Below are 19,139 nucleotides of genomic sequence, written 5' to 3' on the forward strand. Positions count from 1 at the left end.
TTATCATTTGCAAGTCAAACGTTTTTATCTGCGCGATTGGAAAATTCTTTCCCGTGCGTCTTCAGCGAACACCGCCATCGAGCGAGTGATCGACCATCGCTCGTGCCATGTCTACCATGTGCACTACCGAAAAAGCCAAATCCCGACTGACGCCCTGCAAGCCGTCTGCTGCCTTGAATGCCGTGGCCGCCGCACATCGCAGCAAATCCGAGGCGTGGACAAGGGATTCTTCGCCACTCAAATTGCTGTTCACGCCGAAAAAACGTTCTTCCACTTCCTGTTCTGACACGGCCGGTTTCAAGTAATAGTCCAATGCCCGCTGTGCGGCAGCGCAACCCTGTGGAGACTTGAAAGTGGTATCCATTTGAAGGTCGGGCAGGTCGTTGCTGGTGATGTTCATGGTGAAAGGTCACTCCTTGGTCGATTCAAATCCGTGAACCAAGAATAGTACCTAGAGTATTTGTGACCAGAATTTAAATACTACAATATGTGTTTTGATGGCCCGGGACGGGCACGTATGGTGCCGCACATGGATAAATGGATTGAATTGGTCAAGGCCAAAATGAGTGAACTCAACGTCACTCAAGTCGAGCTCGGCGAGCGCGTCGGCATGTCTCAGGGCGGTATCGGCCATTGGCTGAACAAACGCCGTGAGCCCGGCATCACGCAGATGAACCGCGTGCTGAAGGCGCTGGGCATGGAGTTTCTCGAAGTCGCGGTGGTGATCCGCGAACCGCAAGTCGACAAGGACGACGAAATGCCTCTGGCGCAGAAGTACAACCCTTATTTCCGCTATCCGGTCAGCGAATGGAACGTGCCTATCGAGGCCCGCGAGAACCAGCCGGCGTATTCGAGCGGCAAGGACAAACGACGTTTCGAACTGACGGATTACCACGCCCGAGGCCCGGCGTTCTGGCTCACCGTGACGGGTAACTCAATGACTGCGCCCACCGGGCAGAGCATCGGCGAGGGCATGCTGATCCTGGTGGATCCGGCGTTGGAGGCTGAGCCCGGCAAACTGGTGATCGCCCAGTGGCAGGACAGTGACGAAGCGATTTTCCGCAAACTGATCGAAGAGGGCGGCCAGCGTTACCTGGTGCCGCTCAATCCGACCTGGCCGAAAGCCTTGTTTACCGACGAGTGCCGAATTATCGGTGTCGTGGTTCAGGCGACGGCCAAATACTAGTCAGATCGATCCTCGCCCGGCGTAGGATCGATCCTCCTTTCAAGCGTCTTCCAGCTCGACCAGCGCGCTGCCTTCACTGACCATTTCGCCTTCCTGGCAATACAGCGCCTTGATCACGCCAGCATGTGGTGCGCGGATGCTGTGCTCCATCTTCATCGCCTCCAGCACCACCAATTGAGCGCCGGCTTCAACCGATTGCCCGGCCTCCACCAGCACCCGCACGATGCTGCCGTTCATCGGCGCAGTCAGACCGCCCTGATGACTGTGACTGGCTTCGACAGCGCTGATCGGGTCGTACGTTTCAACGCGTCGCAGCTCGCCGTCCCATTGCAGGTACAGGGCGTTATCGCGACGAATTGCCCGGTGCTGGCGACGCAGCCCGTCGTGCTCGATCACCAGATGCTCGCCGATCAGTTTTGCATTGCTGCCAGCACCGAGCGTCAACGCCCGATCCTGCCCCTCGCAACTCAAATGCAGAGTGATTTCCCGTGGCAACCCGGCTCGCAAACCGCTGTGCAGCGCCCAAGGCGAAGCCGGATCATCCGATCGAGTCGCCCCTGGCAAACTCTGCGCAAAAGCCTGCGCCGCCGCATCCCAGAACTCTTCGCTCAAAGTGGCAGGTGCTGGCAGCAACTGCTCCTGATAGCGCGGAATGAACCCGGTATCCAGCTCGGCCGCTGCAAACGCGGGATGAGCGATGATCCGGCGCAGAAAGTTGATGTTGGTTTTCAGTCCGCCAATCGCGAACTCATCGAGCATGCTCAGCAGCCGCAACCGCGCCTGCTCACGATCCTCGCCCCAGGCGATCAGCTTGCCGAGCATCGGGTCGTAGAACGGCGAAATCTCATCGCCCTCTTCAACGCCTGCATCAACGCGGCGCCCCGGCCCAGCGGCGGATTCGCGATACAGCTCCAGACGCCCGGTGGCCGGCAGGAAGTCATTCCACGGATCTTCCGCATACAACCGCACTTCAATCGCATGCCCGTTCAGTGGCACTTGATCCTGAGTGATCGGCAACGCCTCGCCGCGGGCGACGCGAATCTGCCAGGCCACCAGATCGAGCCCGGTGATGGCTTCGGTGACCGGGTGTTCGACCTGCAGACGCGTGTTCATCTCCATGAAGAAGAACTCGCCGCGTGCATCCAGCAGAAACTCCACTGTACCAGCGCCGACGTAACCGATGGCCTGAGCCGAGCGCACAGCCGCTTCGCCCATCGCCCGACGCAACTCTGGACTGAGACCCGGTGCCGGTGCCTCTTCAACGACCTTCTGATGCCGACGCTGAATCGAGCAGTCGCGCTCGTTCAGGTACAGGCAATTGCCATGTTGATCGGCAAACACCTGGATTTCCACGTGACGCGGCTTGAGCAGGTATTTCTCCACCAGCATCCGCGAGTCACCGAACGACGACTGCGCTTCACGCTGAGCCGAGGCGAGGGCTTCAGCCAGTTGGCTGACGTCCTCGACCACTTTCATGCCTTTACCGCCACCGCCGGCAGTGGCCTTGAGCAGCACCGGGTAGCCGATGCGTTCGCAGGCATCGCGGAAGGTGTCCAGATCCTGGGCTTCGCCGTGATAACCCGGCACCAGCGGCACGCCGGCGGTTTCCATCAGAGCCTTGGCGGCGGATTTGCTGCCCATCGCGTCGATGGCCGAGGCGGGCGGGCCGAGGAAGATCAGGCCGGCCGCTTCAATGGCACGGGCAAACCCGGCGTTTTCCGACAGAAAGCCATACCCCGGATGAATCGCCTGAGCGCCGCTGGCCTTGGCCGCTGCGATCAGCTTGTCGATTTGCAGGTAGCTGTCGGCCGCTTTGCTGCCGCCCAGATCTACACGGATGTCGGCTTCACGGCTGTGCCGCGCTTCACGGTCGGTGGCGCTGTGTACGGCAACGGTGGTCAGGCCCAAAGCCTTGGCGGTGCGCATGACCCGGCAAGCGATTTCGCCACGGTTGGCCACCAACAGAGTGGTGAGAACAGGTGCGCTCATCAACGCGGCTCCTTGGTGGTGGTTGCGGCTTGCCAGCTCGGCGGACGCTTCTGCAGAAAGGCCCGCAGACCTTCCTGGCCTTCCGGACTGACGCGGATGCGGGCGATGGCGTTTTCGGTGTAACGGCGCAGTGCCGGGGTCAGCGCGCCGTTGCCGACTTCACGCAGCAGATCCTTGCTGGCGCGCATGGCGGCGGGGCTGTTGAGCAGCAGGTTGTCGATCCATTGTTCGACTTTCTGTTCAAGCTCGGCCGCCGGATAACTCTCGGACAACAAGCCGATTTCTCGCGCTCGTTGCCCGCCGAAACGCTCGGCCGTCAGCGCATAACGCCGCGCCGCACGTTCGCCGATGGCTTGTACCACGAACGGGCTGATCACTGCGGGCGCAAGACCGATTCGCACCTCCGACAGGCAGAACTGCGCGTCATCTGCGCCAATCGCCATGTCGCAGCAACTGATCAGACCCAGCGCGCCGCCGAATGCCGCGCCTTGCACCACGGCCACGGTCGGGATCTTCAGCTTGGCGAGGTTGTACATCAGCTCCGCCAGTTCCCGGGCGTCGTCGAGGTTGGTGTGGTAATCGAGTTCGGCCGATTGCTGCATCCAGGCCAGATCCGCGCCGGCGCTGAAGTGCTTGCCGCGTCCGCGCACCAGCAGGAAGCGCAGGCTTGGGTCACTGGCGACCTTGTCCAGCGCCAGAATCAGTTCGCGGATCATCTCGGCGTTGAATGCGTTGTTCTTTTCTTCGCGGCTCAGCCACAGGGTCGCGAAACCCCGTGGGTCGCTCTGCAATTCGAGGGTGTTGAAGTCGCTCATGAGGTTCTCCCGATCACATCCGGAACACGCCGAAGCGGCTCGGTTCGATAGGCGCGTTCAACGACGCGGACAAGGCCAGGGCCAGTACATCGCGGGTTTGTGCCGGGTCGATGACGCCGTCGTCCCACAGCCGTGCGCTGGAGTAGTAGGGGTGACCCTGCTCTTCGTACTGGTCGAGAATCGGTTGCTTGATCTCGCTTTCCTGTTCCGCAGTGAAGGCTTGGCCGCTGCGTTCGGCCTGCTCGCGCTTGACCTGAACCAGCACGCCGGCCGCCTGTTCGGCGCCCATCACGCCGATCCGCGCGTTCGGCCACATCCACAGGAAACGCGGATCGTAGGCCCGCCCGCACATGCCGTAGTTACCGGCACCGAAGCTGCCGCCAATGATCACGGTGAATTTCGGCACCTTGGCGCACGCCACGGCGGTCACCAGTTTTGCGCCGTGTTTGGCGATGCCGCCGGCCTCATATTTCTGGCCGACCATGAAGCCGGTGATGTTTTGCAGGAACAGCAGCGGAATCCCGCGCTGGCAGGCCAGTTCGATGAAATGCGCGCCTTTTTGCGCGGCTTCGGCGAACAGGATGCCGTTGTTGGCGAGGATCGCGATCGGGTAGCCGTGCAGATGGGCGAAACCGCACACCAGCGTCGTCCCGAACAGCGCTTTGAATTCATCGAACACCGAACCGTCGACCAGTCGCGCAATCACTTCGCGTACATCGAACGGCTGTTTGGCGTCCGCCGACACCACACCGTACAACTCGTCGCTGGCGTACAGCGGAGCAATCGGCGTGCGCTGCTGCACTTCGCCGAGCTTGCGCCAGTTGAGGTTGGCGACGCTGCGGCGGGCGAGGGCGAGGGCGTGCTCGTCGCTTTCGGCGTAGTGGTCGGCGACCCCGGAAGTCTTGCAGTGCACATCGGCCCCGCCGAGGTCCTCGGCGCTGACCACTTCACCGGTCGCAGCTTTTACCAAGGGCGGACCGGCGAGGAAAATCGTCGCCTGATTGCGCACCATGATCGCTTCGTCAGCCATCGCCGGCACGTAAGCGCCGCCGGCGGTGCAGGAACCCATGACCACGGCAATCTGCGGAATGCCCATGGCGCTCATGTTGGCCTGGTTGAAGAAGATCCGTCCGAAGTGCTCACGATCCGGGAACACTTCGTCCTGACGCGGCAGGTTGGCGCCGCCGGAATCCACCAGATAGATGCACGGCAAGCGGTTTTGCTGGGCGATGGTCTGTGCGCGCAGGTGTTTCTTCACGGTCAGCGGGTAGTACGAACCACCTTTCACCGTCGCGTCGTTGGCGACGATCATGCACTCGACGCCTTCCACCCGGCCGATTCCGGCAATCACGCCAGCGGCCGGCACGTCTTCGCCATAAACGGCGTGAGCGGCCAATTGACTGATTTCCAGAAACGGCGAGCCCGGATCGAGGAGGCGGTTGATCCGTTCACGCGGCAGCAGTTTGCCGCGCGAGGTGTGACGCTCCTGGGCTTTCGCACCACCACCCTGGGCCACTTGGGCGAGCAGGGTGTGCAGGGCGTCGACCTGTTCGAGCATCGCTGCGCTGTTGGCGGCGAACTCCGCTGAACGAGGGTTGAGCTGGGTATGCAGGATAGCCATGGACAGCTCCGTTTAGCGGGTTTCGTTGAACAGTTCGCGACCGATCAGCATGCGACGGATCTCACTGGTGCCAGCACCGATTTCGTACAGCTTGGCGTCACGCAGCAGACGGCCGGCCGGGAATTCGTTGATGTAGCCATTGCCGCCGAGAATCTGGATCGCATCCAGCGCCATCTGCGTGGCACGTTCGGCGGTGTAGAGGATCACGCCGGCGGCGTCCTTGCGGGTGGTTTCGTTGCGCTCACAGGCCTGGGCCACGGCGTAGAGGTAGGCGCGGCTGGCGTTGAGCTGGGTGTACATGTCAGCGACTTTGCCCTGGATCAGCTGGAACTCGCCGATGCTCTGGCCGAACTGCTTGCGGTCGTGGATGTACGGCACGATCAGGTCCATGCACGATTGCATGATCCCGGTCGGGCCACCGGACAGCACGACGCGCTCGTAATCGAGGCCGCTCATCAGCACTTTCACGCCGCCGTTGAGTACGCCGAGGATGTTTTCTTCCGGCACTTCGACGTCATCGAAGAACAGCTCGCAGGTGTTGGAACCGCGCATGCCGAGCTTGTCGAACTTGTTGCTGCGGCTGAAGCCTTTCCAGTCGCGCTCGACGATGAACGCGGTGATGCCGTGCGGGCCTTTTTCCAGGTCAGTCTTGGCGTAGATCACATAGGTGTTGGCGTCTGGGCCATTGGTGATCCAGGTCTTGCTGCCGTTGAGCACGAAACGGTCGCCGCGTTTATCGGCACGCAGTTTCATCGAGACCACGTCGGAACCGGCGTTCGGCTCGCTCATTGCCAGAGCGCCGACGTGTTCGCCGCTGATCAGCTTCGGCAGGTATTTGGATTTCTGTTCGTGGTTGCCGTTGCGGTTGATCTGGTTCACGCAAAGGTTGGAGTGAGCGCCGTAGGACAACGCCACCGATGCCGAGCCACGGCTGATTTCTTCCATCGCCACGACATGCGCCAGGTAACCCAGACCAGCGCCGCCGTACTCTTCCGGGACGGTGATGCCGAGCAGGCCCATGTCACCGAACTTGCGCCACAGATCAGCGGGGAACAGGTTGTCGCTGTCGATCTGCGCGGCACGCGGGGCGATCTCCTTGGCGACAAAGGACTGAACCTGATCGCGCAGCATGTCGATGGTTTCGCCGAGGGCAAAGTTCAGGGATGGGTAGCTCATGTGTCACCTTTTGGCTTTTTTGTAGGGTGGGGAGAAGGGCGTTTCAGTTCTCACCTTTACGTTAACGTAAGCCTGTGATGAATGGCTGTCAATCACCCTTTACGTTAACGTCAACTTGAGCGAGAGTAGGGCCAGTTCTGAACGGTCGGAGCTGACATCGCTCCGGTCCAACACCCACTAATAAAGACAATAGGGGTCGTCATGGATCAACCCAGTGCAAACCCGCAGCGCAGCTACACCCGTGGTTCCCAGAGCAAAGCCTTGCTGGCGATGACCATCGGGCAGAAGTTCGACGAGACCGTCGCGCAGTACCCGGACGGCGAGGCGTTGGTGGTGCGTCATCAGCAGCTGCGTTACACCTGGCGGCAACTGGCCGACGCGGTGGACGTGCATGCCAGAGCGCTGCTGGCGTTGGGTTTGCAGGCCGGTGACCGGCTAGGCATCTGGGCGCCGAATTGCGCGCAGTGGTGCATCACGCAGTTTGCCACCGCGAAGATCGGCGTGATCCTGGTCAACATCAACCCGGCCTACCGCAGCTCCGAGCTGGAATACGTGCTCAAGCAATCCGGCTGCCAATGGCTGGTCTGTGCGGGGGCGTTCAAGAGCTCCAACTATCACGGCATGTTGCAAGGCTTGCTGCCGGAACTGGCCGAGCAATCCATCGGCGAACTGCACAGCGAGCGCCTGCCGGAACTGCGCGGTTTGATCAGCCTCGACCCACAGCCGCCGTCGGGTTTTCTCCCGTGGTCGCAACTGGCAGATCTGGCCGCCAGTGTCTCTCCAGAACAATTGCGTGAACGCAGCGACAGCCTGCACTTCGATCAGCCCGTCAACATCCAGTACACCTCCGGCACCACCGGTTTCCCCAAGGGCGCGACCCTCAGTCACTACAACATCCTCAACAACGGTTACATGGTCGGCGAAAGCCTCGGCCTGACCGCCGCTGATCGGCTGGTGATCCCGGTGCCGCTGTATCACTGCTTCGGCATGGTCATGGGCAACCTGGGCTGCATCACCCACGGCAGCACCATGATTTATCCCAACGATGCCTTCGATCCGCTGCTGACCCTGAGCACCGTCGCCGAAGAAAAGGCCACCGCGCTGTACGGCGTGCCGACCATGTTCATCGCCATGCTCGATCAGCCGCAACGCGCCGAGTTCGACCTGTCGACCCTGCGCACCGGGATCATGGCCGGCGCCACTTGCCCGATCGAGGTGATGCGTCGGGTCATCAGCGAAATGCACATGAGCGAAGTGCAGATCGCCTACGGCATGACCGAAACCAGCCCGGTCTCGCTGCAGACCGGCCCATCCGACGAACTGGAACTGCGCGTGACCACCGTCGGCCGCACCCAGCCGCAACTCGAAAGCAAAATCATCGACGAGGCCGGCAATCAGGTGCCACGCGGCACCATAGGCGAGCTGTGCACCCGTGGCTACAGCGTGATGCTCGGCTACTGGAACAATCCGAATGCCACCGCCGAAGCCATCGACGCGGCAGGCTGGATGCACACCGGCGACCTGGCGAGCATGAACGACGAGGGTTACGTTTGCATCGCCGGCCGCAACAAGGACATGATCATCCGTGGCGGCGAGAACATTTACCCGCGTGAACTGGAAGAATTCTTCTTCACCCACCCGGCGGTGGCGGACGTGCAGGTGGTCGGCATTCCATGCTCGCGTTACGGCGAGGAAATCGTTGCCTGGATCAAATTCCATCCCGGCCACAGTGCTACCGAACAAGAGCTGCAAGCGTGGTGCAAGGAACGCATCGCCCACTTCAAGACGCCGCGTTACTTTAAATTCGTCGAGGAATTTCCGATGACGGTGACGGGCAAGATCCAGAAATTCCGGATGCGCGAGATCAGTATTGAGGAGTTGCGCAGTCACGAGGGCTGAGGAAAAGATCTGTGGGGGCGTTGCTCCCACAGTTTCAACTTTCTAAATCGATAAGAGCCTTCGAAGCCAGGGCGCGGACCCTGGCTTCGAAAGCAGCGCTTATTACTTTACCTCTACATTTTCCAACGCTTGATTCACCGCCAACTCGCCCAACATCACCACTTGCGCAATGCCCAACAGGGTCTTGCGGTTCGGCCCTTCCAGCAGACCGGCAAAATCACCGAGCATGACCGTGGCTGACGCGAGGGATTCGCAGGCGTTGGCCAGCAAGGACTCCGTGTCGGTTTGCGGGTTGACCATGAACATGTCGTTTGGGGTGTAGGGCGTGGCCATGATCCGGGCTGCCGGTGTCAGGTAATAGTCGAGCGCGCGTTCGGCCGCGTCGTGGAGTTTTCTTGAATCGGGAAATTCGTACGGGGACACCGGATCTTCTAACGGTGGAATGACGGTCGTGGACATCAGCTGGAACTCCGGACAAGAGTCGCTTGAGGATTTGTGTAGACGGCTGCCAGGCAGTGAGGGGACAAGCCCCTCACCGAGGCGGCAACTACCGCGAGACGAGATGGTTATCCAGCACACGATTGACCAGCAGCTCACTCAACATGATGACCTGCTGCAGTATCTGCATCGCCTTGCGCTGCGACGGATCGACGGTGTCGCCAATGTCCCGGGCCATGTCACTGGCCGACGACAGCGTTTCGCACGCTTCGACCAGCAGCGTTTCGTCATCCATTGTTGGATTGACCAGATAGATCCTGCCGGGCTTGCGCGACGGCTTGGACGTCTTCTGCGCCCCAGGATCGAGGTAATGATTGATCGCCCGCTCGGTGGCCGTTTTTATGTTTTCGGCTTCGAGTGCGGCGTCGTAGGGGATCGGATCTGCATCCGGAGGGTTAGGCGTAATCTTGAACATATATCTAATTCCTGAAATAGGGCCGCGACCGTTCTCTACTAAAAGAAGGGTGGCGGCTGCGCGCAGGTTAGTAGACCGGAGGAATTAGCAAGACCGGCGCGCTCGAGAGCGCCCTGCGCACAACCACCATCAAGTGCAGGACTGGACGTACCTGACTGAATGGGGCTCATGCACTTACTAAGACCATACGGGCTACTAAACCCGACCACTGATGGGCAGTGGCAGGTAAACGATAGAGTCCGAGGTCTAAGCGCACAAGCCGGCGGATTCTGGCGTACGCGTAGGTAACGACGCAAGGTGTTGTAGCCTTTATGGCGTAACAGTTGGTGTAAATTAAACGCCAATCCCACGTCGTTTTTGCACACGTCGAAAGCCATGAACTCTCCGTGTTTTTGATGAATTTGCCGGGTGCATGTGGATGGCTGGATGCTGCGGTTTGACCTCAAGCACATGCCAATTGAGTGCTCACTGGAAGGTCGTCGTTGGTGGCTGTGTGTCAACGTGGTTTTTGGGGTTCATCGTGAATAGCCTGGCATTGGTCGCCAAGGTAGTCCTGCTTGGAACACTAATGGCTTGATCCATAGGTCCGTACCTGACCCATTTTCGCGCCATACAAATGCGCCTCACGTTTTGATCAATGGCGTTTTTTAAAAGGTAATTTTCATGGAAAGAAGTTGCATTATCTGCGGCGTAGCCGCCAATTCCCGTGAGCACGTGTTCCCGGCTGCGCTAGGAGGGCGTCGTACCAATAAAGGAATTTATTGTGATACTCACAATGGAGAGTATTCAGAGCTGGCAAATATCATCGTCAACCAAATGCGTTTCTTCAATTCGCAAATCGGAGTGGTGGGGGATCACCAAAAAACGACTGGAGAAGTGAAACCTGTCTTACTGATTGATCCTGTTACGAAGACAGAAATGTGGCTGAATAACACGTCCACTGCTTTTGCTGAGCCCCGAATAACTTCTGTCACGTTGCATCCTGAGGGTGGTAGTGCAATCGAAATCGCAGCAAATTCTCTGCAGCAACTAGACACCTACGTAGCTGCCTTGCGAGAGAAAGGTCTGGACGTTCACGTTAGGAGCAAAGGTACTCCGGGGATTTATTATCCTGGCACTCTCGAGGGACGGCTGGATTTGGGTGGAAGCGATACTGGGCTAAGGGCAATCGCCTATATTGCGCAAACATTTCTAGCTCAAGCTTTTCCAGATTTGGCCCGCCTGCCCGAGCTGGCACCGCTTAAAGAATACACTCTTAACAATTCTGGAAAAGACTTTGCCTGCTGGTTGAGCCCCTCCGACGGCGGACATGATTCTGAGAGAAAACGGTTTAATCATAGGGTCATTGTTGGGCATAACGCAGATGACAACGTCATCTACGCTAGGATTTCGCTGTTCGGAGCATTCCATTACGGCGTCTACCTTGGGGTAGCTGAAGCCGGGTCAAGCCGGTCGGTTGTTTTCGACATTGATCCACTTGTGAAACATCCCCCGCTGGATATGCAAAAAACTGAATACGATAAAGCTGTTGGCTACAGTCCGAGACCCGAAAATCTGACGGAATACCTCGCCGCTGCGATTAAAAATGGTGAGGCGAAAGCTTCGGTAGACGGTTTGATGCGTAACATTCAGGATTTTCAACGAGAGAGTCTTGCCACCAAATGGCTTCAGGAACTCGAACGGGCTAAACCAACGGACCGAGAGACTGCCATTTCATTTTTTGAGCGGTTGGTCTCTAGCGAGTCAGGCTGGATATTGAAGCTGATTAAGCACTTTCGACGCAATTTTAGCCAAGCCATGGCGAACTCGAAAAATAAGGACATTACGAAAATACTGCATTATTACAGTGAAAATAATGAACTAGAACCTAGCTCATTCGATGGCTTGTCTGACTATGGAAGAATGCTTTTAGCCATATCGAGCGCAGCTATCATTGAAAAATTGACTGACGACTTCTTTAGTGGAGAGCTTGATCAAGATCGAATGGAAATGCTGCTGAATGGCGGTCAGGGTCTGTACACGGTGGGTAGAGTTATCCAGGATGAGGCGTCTCTTAAGGTTTTGGGCTACGCCATAAGCGATGAGGTGTGGTAAGCCCGGAGATAGCGTACACATGTAGGTCCCTGACGCCACGTCCGCCACCGAAATTTTCTCTGATTGATTACTGAAGGCGAAATTGGATCAAGGCCCACGTTGTCTGGAACCAGATGATCGAATTTTGGAATTCGGGAGGAAGCGCTAGGCCATTAACGGCCTAGCGTAGTTCAACCTAATCCCGACAATTAGTGGCGAACTGCTAAGTCGTCTTTGAGTACAAACTCCATACCAATGCCCACGCCCTCGAGTACCTCGGTTACGCGATCAATGAAGGTCTCGCCCTGCTCGGGTAATTGGTACAGACCATTAATGCGGATTTTGGGATTCTTACCTTTGGCTGGAGGGTAGCTTTCCAGTAACTCGCCGCTCTCAATGAAGGCGATGTAGGTGTTGATCTTTTCTTGAAGCAACAACAGGTGCTCGCCTTGTTGGGCTTTGTCGCCCCATTCCAGATGATCGGTGATGACGAGTACGACGTTGTCGGGCTCCCACTCGGGTACTGCGATGATGTCGACGACTTTTGTTTCGGTGATGGACATGTCTGCTCCCTCAGAGGGTCGGGTCAGGTCGAATGATGTCGACTCTGGTGGGTGGAATTCTGGTGCCTCCGGTGAAGCCGGGTTTGCCTTTGCCGACTACGGTCGCGCCAGACTTTTCAATTTCTGGAAAGCCGAGTTTCTGGTTGCGGGTGAGCGGCGCCGTTTCTGAAGATTTGCACTCAACGCATGAAATATTGCCTTCGGCATCGCGGCCCATCATATCAATGCGGGTACGGACTCCGCTGTCGGTTTTGACTGTGACCTCGCGGGCGGCTTCAGGTTTGGTCTTGCTGAACTCTTCGAAGGACGCTTCTTCAAACGCCTTGCCTTTTTGTTTGTTCTTCTCAAGCTGCGTGCTGAGCACGATGTAGATGGGCTCTAGGCCTGCGTCAGCAGGGAACCAGATGATTGCATCCTGGAACTCTGGGGGATGCGCCGGGTTGGCCAGGAGTGTGTCCGACTGTGCTGTCGGCGGGTATACCCATACGGGTGGTAGTTGGGGTGCACCTTCTAGTGCTGGAATACCCAGTACGCCGTCTGGGTTTGTCGCCGGCGTCCAGGTGAGACCGATGCCGTTGCCTATGCCGGCAACGAATTTCTCCCCGTCCTTTTCCGCTTTGATGACAGGGACAGTTTCCCAGTCCTTTTTCCCGCCGGTATAGAAGCCATATGCGTTGACGGAGCCATCGGGCAGTGTTTTTACGTTGACGCGTACGCGGGTACGGCCGCTGTCGAGCGTGGCGTATTGATCGTTTTTGTAGAAGGCGCTGTCGGGGGCGATACTGGTGTTGGGTATTAGCAGTGCGACGGTGCCTACTACTGCGCCGGCGGCTAACGTACCAGCGCCCTCTAGCAGATTGAGTGCAAGTGAGCCGCCCAGCCGCTGGGTGATGGCGCTGCCAGTTGCGGAACCGCCGACCAGTTGCAGTGGCGTGCCTTCGGCGGTGACTGCTGCCGCCGTGCCGAGCACGGCCCATAGGCCGTAGTCAGCCAGTTTTTCGACGGGGACGAACCCTGCTGGGTTGGTGTGGTTGATTTCGCCGTCGGGCAGGTTGCAGCTTTTGGCAAAGACGCAGCCCATGGTTTCGGGCTTTGCGTCTGGTGCTGGCGGGAGGTCTTTGTACTGCGCCCAGTGTTGGGCGTTGATGTCGACGGGTTCGACGCCGGTGTTGCGGTAACCCTTGGGTGGGTTGGGGACGTAGCCACTCAATCCTTTATTCCTTGTTCCGATCCTTGGTGAACAATCGCAGCGTGACAGCCAGTCACCTGAGAATCAACGGATGGCATTTGGCTATACAACCCATTGAATTAACGGATTTCGTCGGGAAACTTACCGTAAGGAGCTTGGTGGTCTGATGCATTTGTATCGTGCACCTTTTTCTCTGATGGCCGGCTTTACCTCAGATGGTTTTACACTGCTATGATGGCATCGAGCCTGCATTTCGTCGGGTTGTTGCTAGGGACCGCACCATGTCTGAAACAGTGAATATCGGCGAGATCGCTGAACAGCTCGTCCAAGATATATTTTCTTACTTTAATTGGTCTATTAAGCCAAGATGGAATGAGAATTTTGAATGCCACTGCCCCCACCATCTGACTCCTGAGAAAAAACCAAAAGATAAACATCCAGGAGATGTTATATTTTATTATGAAGATCCTTATCTAGGCTCTACAATTTATTTGCACTCAGATTTGAAGTCATACAAAAAGGATACTATTACCAAGCCGAAAGTTAGAGAGGCTTTCAAGTCTTTAGCGATGACAATTGAATGTGCTAAAGAGTCGGACTCTTGGAGAAATACTTTCAGCATCGATGCTTCAGAGGACCACGAGGTTCGAGGATTGCTCATCGTACACAATCACGACCATGGCTTCCAAAAATCATTTCATGATCTTATCGGGAATTTAGGCTTTGATTCAATTCCTATACCAAAGAATGTATGTATGCATTTTTTTGGTCCTGAGGATCTTATGCGTATGTACAGTATTGCAAACGACATTATGCGTCTGACTCAGCAGAAAAAAATATCTTCTGACTACACCTTTTACTATCCAGATCTGGTGATGCTGCACCGGCAAGGCGACGTGTGGGGGCAACCTGCTACAGTGGAGGCGCTGACTAGTCCTTATCTAATATTACAACATAGGGGCACGCAATCAGCCGAAGAGCAAGAGTCTGGGTATGTTGTTTATTACAATCGCCCAGGCAGCTCTCCAGAAGAGTTTGAATATTTACTGGATAGCTTCTCCAGATACCAGATGCTAGAGTCAGGCAAGGACGTTCAAATTCGTGTCACACATAAAAAACCCGATCATGATGTAGTGGCAAATTTTAATTTGGCAAAAAACAAATACGCAAAGCTGTGGGGGTTCGACCCGATCCGAGAGGCGATCTTGAATGGCATTAAGATAGCTCCAATTTCTTCAATGGTTGACAGCTATATGATTGGTTGGATGGGGTGGCGAGAATGAAAAAAAGAAGATATGGTCCAGCGCTCTATTTTGCTTCGGATAAAAACGTATTTGACGCTCTAGTGCAAAAGCACAAGGTGGACACTACAACGCTAGCCACCCTATTTAGAAATCGAAACACGATAATATCAAAAAATACTGAGCGTGAAGACTTAGCATATTATTTTTCTCGGCTTACACATGATTATTACGATCACAAACTGATTTCTGAAAAAATCGGAATTGCACCTCGACGCGAACGTTCGGCGATGATGAACCTCGTCGGCAAGGTTGAAGCTGAAAACGTCAGCAGCTCGCTTGAACAGATGAGGCGTGAAATTAACGAGTCAGGAGACAATGCTTTCGTATCTCGGGATGGAGATAATTTTTATCTTACAGTCCAATATTCTAGATTTGATTACAGAAAATCAGAGTTTGCTCAGCTGGTGGTTAAAGATGCTGTCATCGAGTTTAGTAAAACTGATGCCGGGTATTCGATAACGTCTCCGCAGAACGATTTTGCCAATGACATTAGAGATGAGCTGGTTAAAAGCATTTCAACAAAAGTGTCTGAGCCGATAGAAAAGTTTTCGATCAGTCTATTCGACAAGCCATCTCCTCAGCTTAGAACTAAATTTTTTATTGATTTAATCGGAGGGTTAACAGGTTTTACGACCCGAGACGTTTCTGATGTGTACGTGTACAAACCTAAGCCATCAGACGATGATCGAGACGACTTGGCCAACGATGAAGATGAAACACACATTGAGAAAGTGTTGTTGAGAGGGAATGGTGTAACCAGATCTGGAATCCTTCAGGATCTTGTTAGCTCTGATACATATTCCATAATTAGAATTTGCTGGCTTGCTAGGCGGAGCCTAGGAAATGGGGATGTATATAAGCTTGAAGCATCATTTGCCGATCCAAGAGATTGTCATAAGTTTTCTGTGTTGGTAAAAGCTGTTTTTCCCAACGTTGAAGGGAAGTTCCCACGGTCTAGGGCGCCGTTGAAAAGTGAAATTGATGAGTTGTCGAGAGCCATTGAGGCATCCGCAAAAACAGCAATGTTAGACATCCGGTGAGGCTAGTATGATTTCTAGATTCAAATGGTATGCCATTCGATTTCCTTGCACTGTTGCGGAAGCGTTTCAAAAGCTAGAAGGTTATCGATATGACCCTACAAGGGCCACAGGATTCGTTGTGGACGAGTCTAATTTATCATTTCAGTTTTTTTGGACCACACCCATCTATGCGACGGTTATTGACTCCGATGGAGTTAGCAGCCGTAATGAAATATTTTCTATCAGTAGTCAAAGTGCCAAAATACTCGGCACTGATCGCCTAGTAATGAGGATGCAGGACCCACCTAGATCGTCTCGCGAGCTATTCAATTCACTTGAACGAATACTCGGGTTTGGGTTTACTTGCGAAAAAATTATGATCACCGATGAAGTTATAAGAAAGTCTATTGAGTTATTTGGGTCGGTCACTCTCAACTCGATAAAAATTTCTGGCTCAATTCCTTCAATGTCGGCACTCGCCAGACTTGAGCTTGTATCAAAAGAGGGGGTGGACTTTAATAAAATTGACGACTTTAAATTAGAGAGAGTGCTTGTGGAATCAGCCTCATATGCTACAAAACATAAAGGGCTCTCGGGCAGTGTCGGCTTTACACGCAGTGGGATATGCAAAATTAGCGGGGATCTTGGACCGCTGATTCAAGACAATGTTGAGAGATGCCTACTTGATTTGTTTTCTTCAGTGAAAAGTTGATAATTATTATAACGATCGCAATATGTATAGATGCTAAGCAATTGGGCTTCGCTGGAATGGCGCCTCAACCTCCGAGCACGAGCTAAAGTGTGGCAAGCTAACTTTAATAATCTTGCTCGGTCGTCCTCTCAGAATCAATACCATTGTTCAGGGTGAGTTTCGATGGGGAAAGTGAACTCGCCTTCTCCAGGGATGAAGAAAATAGAAAGCTTTAATAGTTCAATAATTCGCATGTCACTAACATCAGGATTTCACGATGCTTTCAAAACTCCCCCATTATGGAACTCAAGGTTCTGAATCGCGCGATCTCCTTCTCTGACTGGGTTTCCATCTCGATGAGCCAGAACGCTACATTAAATGCAGACCTGATCCAATTACTTGCTTGCAGCATATTTTAGGTGAGCTAACGTCAGTTCGATAATCGCCGCTCCAGCATCAGGTTGCAGATATCCATCTGCCTCCACCGGCAAATATGGCCTCGCCGGTATGTACCCTACAGTTGCAGAAAATCTGCCTGCTCCTCTACAAACTGTATCATCGCCACATACGGTTTGTTGCTGCTGACCGGCAGGATCTGGCCCGGCCAGTGGCTGTGTTTGGCTCGGCTTTCTGTGGTGACGTCGGAGAGTTCTGGCCATTCGGGGCGGCCTTCGTGTTGGAAGTTTTCTTCGGTCTGGCTGGCGTGTTCGGTGGCGATGGTTTGCATCAGGGGTTTGAGGCCATGTAGGCACTTTGCAGGTTGGTTTGGTAGAGGGTTTTGAGGCGGCGTGGGCTGCCGAGTTGGACGGGGTGGGCGGTGCCTTGTCTGTCGACGATGATGGATTTGCCCCACCAGTCCTGGGCTTGCAGGGTGGGATGCAAATTTGTCGGTGAATTGTTTGAGGGTGTGGCCTTGTCGCAGGGCTATTTCGAGGGCGGCGCGGATGTCGGATAGCAGGTGAATGGCTTTGGCGATGGTGAAGGCTTGGTCGTGGGCCTGGTCGAGCATGTCTTGCCAGTGCCAGGTGATGGCGTAGCCCTTGGCTTTGAGGTAGGCGATGGCGTTGGCGGGTTCGAGGCCGAAGATGGCTTTGAGGTCGGTGGGGTTTACGGGTTGGATCGGGATTATGTCGCTTTTGGGATATGGTTTAAGTCAGTCGTGAACAGCCACACAGCACAAAGGGGAGCCGAAGCTCCCCTTTAATTTTGTCGTCGCGTGCTCTTTTTTATTATTGAGGGTCGGTCTGTTGTTGTTTTTGGCAACCGTGGCCCTTTACCGCTGTTTTTGGCGACCCCCATCCGGGGTCAAGAGCAAACGTATTTTTTTGAGCGCTGATCTGCTTTCTCGCTAGGCGATCCAACCGATTCGGGAGCTACCTTAAGGTAGTTTTATTGTTCTCTGCCCGGTTGCGGGTCATTCCGAGGAATACCCTGAAAAGCACACCTTCTCCAAAAAAATCTGTTAGCTGCGTCTCTGCCGTGTTGTTTTTGTTATGTCAGAGTCGGTACGTCTTATTTTTATTGGTTTGCTGCTTTTTATTCTTGTTATGCCATAGAGATAGCAGAAGCCGTGCCAACTTTTTAAAACCCTTGTAAATCAATGGTTTGAGATTTTTGAAGGATTTTTCCTTCGGGCAAAACCAGACAATTTGTTTCCGTGTTACTCGCTTGTGCCCACGTTTCGCGCTCGGCGGTAACACCGTCCCCACTCACTGTGCGTTACGGGCCTTGGCCACGCGCGAACCGCTTGGGCGACCCAGCACCGCACTGATCTGCTGGCCGGCGGCAATCAAGGCGTCGAGGTCGATACCGGTTTCGATGCCCAGGCCGTTGAGCAGGTACACCACGTCTTCGGTGGCGACGTTACCGCTGGCGCCTTTGGCGTACGGGCAGCCGCCGAGGCCGGCGATCGAGCTGTCGAACACCGCGATGCCTTCCAGCAGGCTGGCGTAGATGTTGGCCATGGCCTGGCCATAGGTGTCGTGGAAGTGCCCGGCGAGTTTCTCGCGTGGCACCTGTTTCGAGACCACTTCGAACAGACGGCGGGTGGCGCCCGCGGTGCCGGTGCCGATGGTGTCGCCCAGCGACACTTCGTAGCAGCCCATCGCGTACAGCTCGCGGGCCACCATGGCCACCTGTTCCGGGGCGACCTCGCCTTCATAAGGGCAACCCAGCACGCAGGACACGTAACCGCGCACGGTAACGCCGTGCTGTTTCGCCGATTCCATGATCGGCGCAAACCGCGCCAGGCTTTCGCTGATCGAGCAATTGATGTTGCGCTGCGAAAAGGCTTCAGACGCGGCGGCAAACACCGCGACCTCCTTGACCCCTGCCGCCAGCGCATCTTCAAAGCCGCGCAGGTTCGGCGCCAGTGCGCCATAGGTCACGCCGGGCTTGCGCTGGATTTGCGCGAACACCTCGGCGGAACCGGCCATCTGCGGCACCCACTTGGGCGAAACGAAACTGCCGACTTCTATATAGCCGAGGCCGGCGGCGCTTAAGGCATCGACCAGTTGCACCTTGTCGGCGACGCTGATGGGCTGGGCTTCGTTCTGCAGGCCGTCACGCGGGCCGACTTCGATCAGGCGTACTTGGGAGGGGAGGGACATGGCGTTGACCTGCTCTTTGAATTTCTGCGGGACCCTTGTGGGAGCGGGCTTGCTCGCGAAAGCGGAGTGTCAGCCGACAAATCTGTTTCTGA

Annotated in this window: 17 protein-coding genes; 6 read left to right on the plus strand and 11 right to left on the minus strand. The window is 55.5% G+C overall.

Annotated features, from left to right (window positions below):
• Window positions 1-61: 61 nt before the first annotated feature.
• Window positions 62-400 (minus strand): DUF6124 family protein, encoded by a 339-nt coding sequence (locus ACW9HX_RS18355; protein WP_114884082.1) that lies wholly within the window; start codon window positions 398-400, stop codon window positions 62-64.
• 129 nt (window positions 401-529) lie between these two features.
• Here ACW9HX_RS18355 and ACW9HX_RS18360 point away from each other — a divergent pair, with 129 nt between their 5' ends.
• Window positions 530-1,186, plus strand: a complete 657-nt coding sequence (locus ACW9HX_RS18360; RefSeq protein ID WP_457381680.1) for a LexA family protein — start codon at window positions 530-532, stop codon at window positions 1,184-1,186.
• 39 nt (window positions 1,187-1,225) lie between these two features.
• Here the strand turns inward: ACW9HX_RS18360 and ACW9HX_RS18365 are convergent, their stop codons facing one another.
• From ACW9HX_RS18365 to ACW9HX_RS18380, 4 genes are read right to left on the minus strand one after another with little or no spacing between them, the layout of a single operon-like run.
• Window positions 1,226-3,175, minus strand: coding sequence for an acetyl/propionyl/methylcrotonyl-CoA carboxylase subunit alpha (locus tag ACW9HX_RS18365; protein WP_457381681.1), 1,950 nt, complete (start codon window positions 3,173-3,175; stop codon window positions 1,226-1,228).
• Window positions 3,175-3,990, minus strand: a complete 816-nt coding sequence (locus tag ACW9HX_RS18370; RefSeq protein ID WP_457381682.1) for a gamma-carboxygeranoyl-CoA hydratase — start codon at window positions 3,988-3,990, stop codon at window positions 3,175-3,177. The genes ACW9HX_RS18365 and ACW9HX_RS18370 overlap by 1 nt, the downstream gene beginning before the upstream one ends.
• A 13-nt stretch (window positions 3,991-4,003) precedes the next feature.
• Window positions 4,004-5,611, minus strand: coding sequence for a carboxyl transferase domain-containing protein (locus tag ACW9HX_RS18375; RefSeq protein WP_457381683.1), 1,608 nt, complete (start codon window positions 5,609-5,611; stop codon window positions 4,004-4,006).
• Between the two features lie 12 nt (window positions 5,612-5,623).
• Complete coding sequence (locus ACW9HX_RS18380) at window positions 5,624-6,787, minus strand: isovaleryl-CoA dehydrogenase (RefSeq protein WP_085712435.1); 1,164 nt, start codon at window positions 6,785-6,787, stop codon at window positions 5,624-5,626.
• 201 nt (window positions 6,788-6,988) lie between these two features.
• Here ACW9HX_RS18380 and ACW9HX_RS18385 point away from each other — a divergent pair, with 201 nt between their 5' ends.
• The gene (locus tag ACW9HX_RS18385; RefSeq protein WP_457381684.1) at window positions 6,989-8,686 is read left to right on the plus strand and encodes an AMP-binding protein; all 1,698 of its coding nucleotides are present in this window, start codon (window positions 6,989-6,991) and stop codon (window positions 8,684-8,686) included.
• A gap of 102 nt (window positions 8,687-8,788) precedes the next feature.
• Here ACW9HX_RS18385 and ACW9HX_RS18390 read toward each other — a convergent pair whose 3' ends face one another.
• Window positions 8,789-9,145 (minus strand): DUF6124 family protein, encoded by a 357-nt coding sequence (locus tag ACW9HX_RS18390; protein ID WP_457381685.1) that lies wholly within the window; start codon window positions 9,143-9,145, stop codon window positions 8,789-8,791.
• 88 nt (window positions 9,146-9,233) lie between these two features.
• Entirely contained in the window at window positions 9,234-9,599 is a 366-nt protein-coding gene (locus tag ACW9HX_RS18395) for a DUF6124 family protein (RefSeq protein ID WP_457381686.1), read from the minus strand.
• Window positions 9,600-10,262: 663 nt separating this feature from the next.
• Between ACW9HX_RS18395 and ACW9HX_RS18400 the strand changes: the two genes are divergently transcribed.
• The gene (locus tag ACW9HX_RS18400; protein ID WP_457381687.1) at window positions 10,263-11,693 is read left to right on the plus strand and encodes a hypothetical protein; all 1,431 of its coding nucleotides are present in this window, start codon (window positions 10,263-10,265) and stop codon (window positions 11,691-11,693) included.
• Between the two features lie 188 nt (window positions 11,694-11,881).
• On the opposite strand, the gene ACW9HX_RS18405 is transcribed toward ACW9HX_RS18400, so the two are convergent.
• Both ACW9HX_RS18405 and ACW9HX_RS18410 read right to left on the minus strand, forming a co-directional pair.
• Entirely contained in the window at window positions 11,882-12,235 is a 354-nt protein-coding gene (locus ACW9HX_RS18405) for a DUF6572 domain-containing protein (protein WP_457381688.1), read from the minus strand.
• Between the two features lie 10 nt (window positions 12,236-12,245).
• Window positions 12,246-13,445: an S-type pyocin domain-containing protein gene (locus tag ACW9HX_RS18410; RefSeq protein ID WP_457381689.1), complete on the minus strand. Its 1,200-nt coding sequence runs from the start codon at window positions 13,443-13,445 to the stop codon at window positions 12,246-12,248.
• Between the two features lie 260 nt (window positions 13,446-13,705).
• Between ACW9HX_RS18410 and ACW9HX_RS18415 the strand changes: the two genes are divergently transcribed.
• The 3 genes from ACW9HX_RS18415 (at window position 13,706) to ACW9HX_RS18425 (ending at window position 16,459) form a co-directional block, all read left to right on the plus strand.
• Complete coding sequence (locus ACW9HX_RS18415) at window positions 13,706-14,707, plus strand: hypothetical protein (RefSeq protein WP_457381690.1); 1,002 nt, start codon at window positions 13,706-13,708, stop codon at window positions 14,705-14,707.
• Entirely contained in the window at window positions 14,704-15,768 is a 1,065-nt protein-coding gene (locus tag ACW9HX_RS18420; protein ID WP_457381691.1) for a hypothetical protein, read from the plus strand. Before ACW9HX_RS18415 ends, ACW9HX_RS18420 begins: the two co-directional genes overlap by 4 nt.
• Window positions 15,769-16,123: 355 nt before the next feature.
• The gene (locus tag ACW9HX_RS18425; RefSeq protein ID WP_457381692.1) at window positions 16,124-16,459 is read left to right on the plus strand and encodes a hypothetical protein; all 336 of its coding nucleotides are present in this window, start codon (window positions 16,124-16,126) and stop codon (window positions 16,457-16,459) included.
• Window positions 16,460-16,952: 493 nt separating this feature from the next.
• Here the strand turns inward: ACW9HX_RS18425 and ACW9HX_RS18430 are convergent, their stop codons facing one another.
• Together ACW9HX_RS18430 and ACW9HX_RS18435 are read right to left on the minus strand one after the other, a co-directional pair.
• Window positions 16,953-17,447 carry a hypothetical protein gene (locus ACW9HX_RS18430; protein WP_457381693.1) on the minus strand — a complete coding sequence of 165 codons (495 nt, stop codon included), beginning with the start codon at window positions 17,445-17,447 and terminating at the stop codon, window positions 16,953-16,955.
• Window positions 17,448-18,147: 700 nt separating this feature from the next.
• Entirely contained in the window at window positions 18,148-19,047 is a 900-nt protein-coding gene (locus tag ACW9HX_RS18435) for a hydroxymethylglutaryl-CoA lyase (RefSeq protein WP_457381694.1), read from the minus strand.
• Window positions 19,048-19,139 lie beyond the last annotated feature (92 nt).

The organism is Pseudomonas sp. SDO52101_S400, assembly GCF_054071635.1.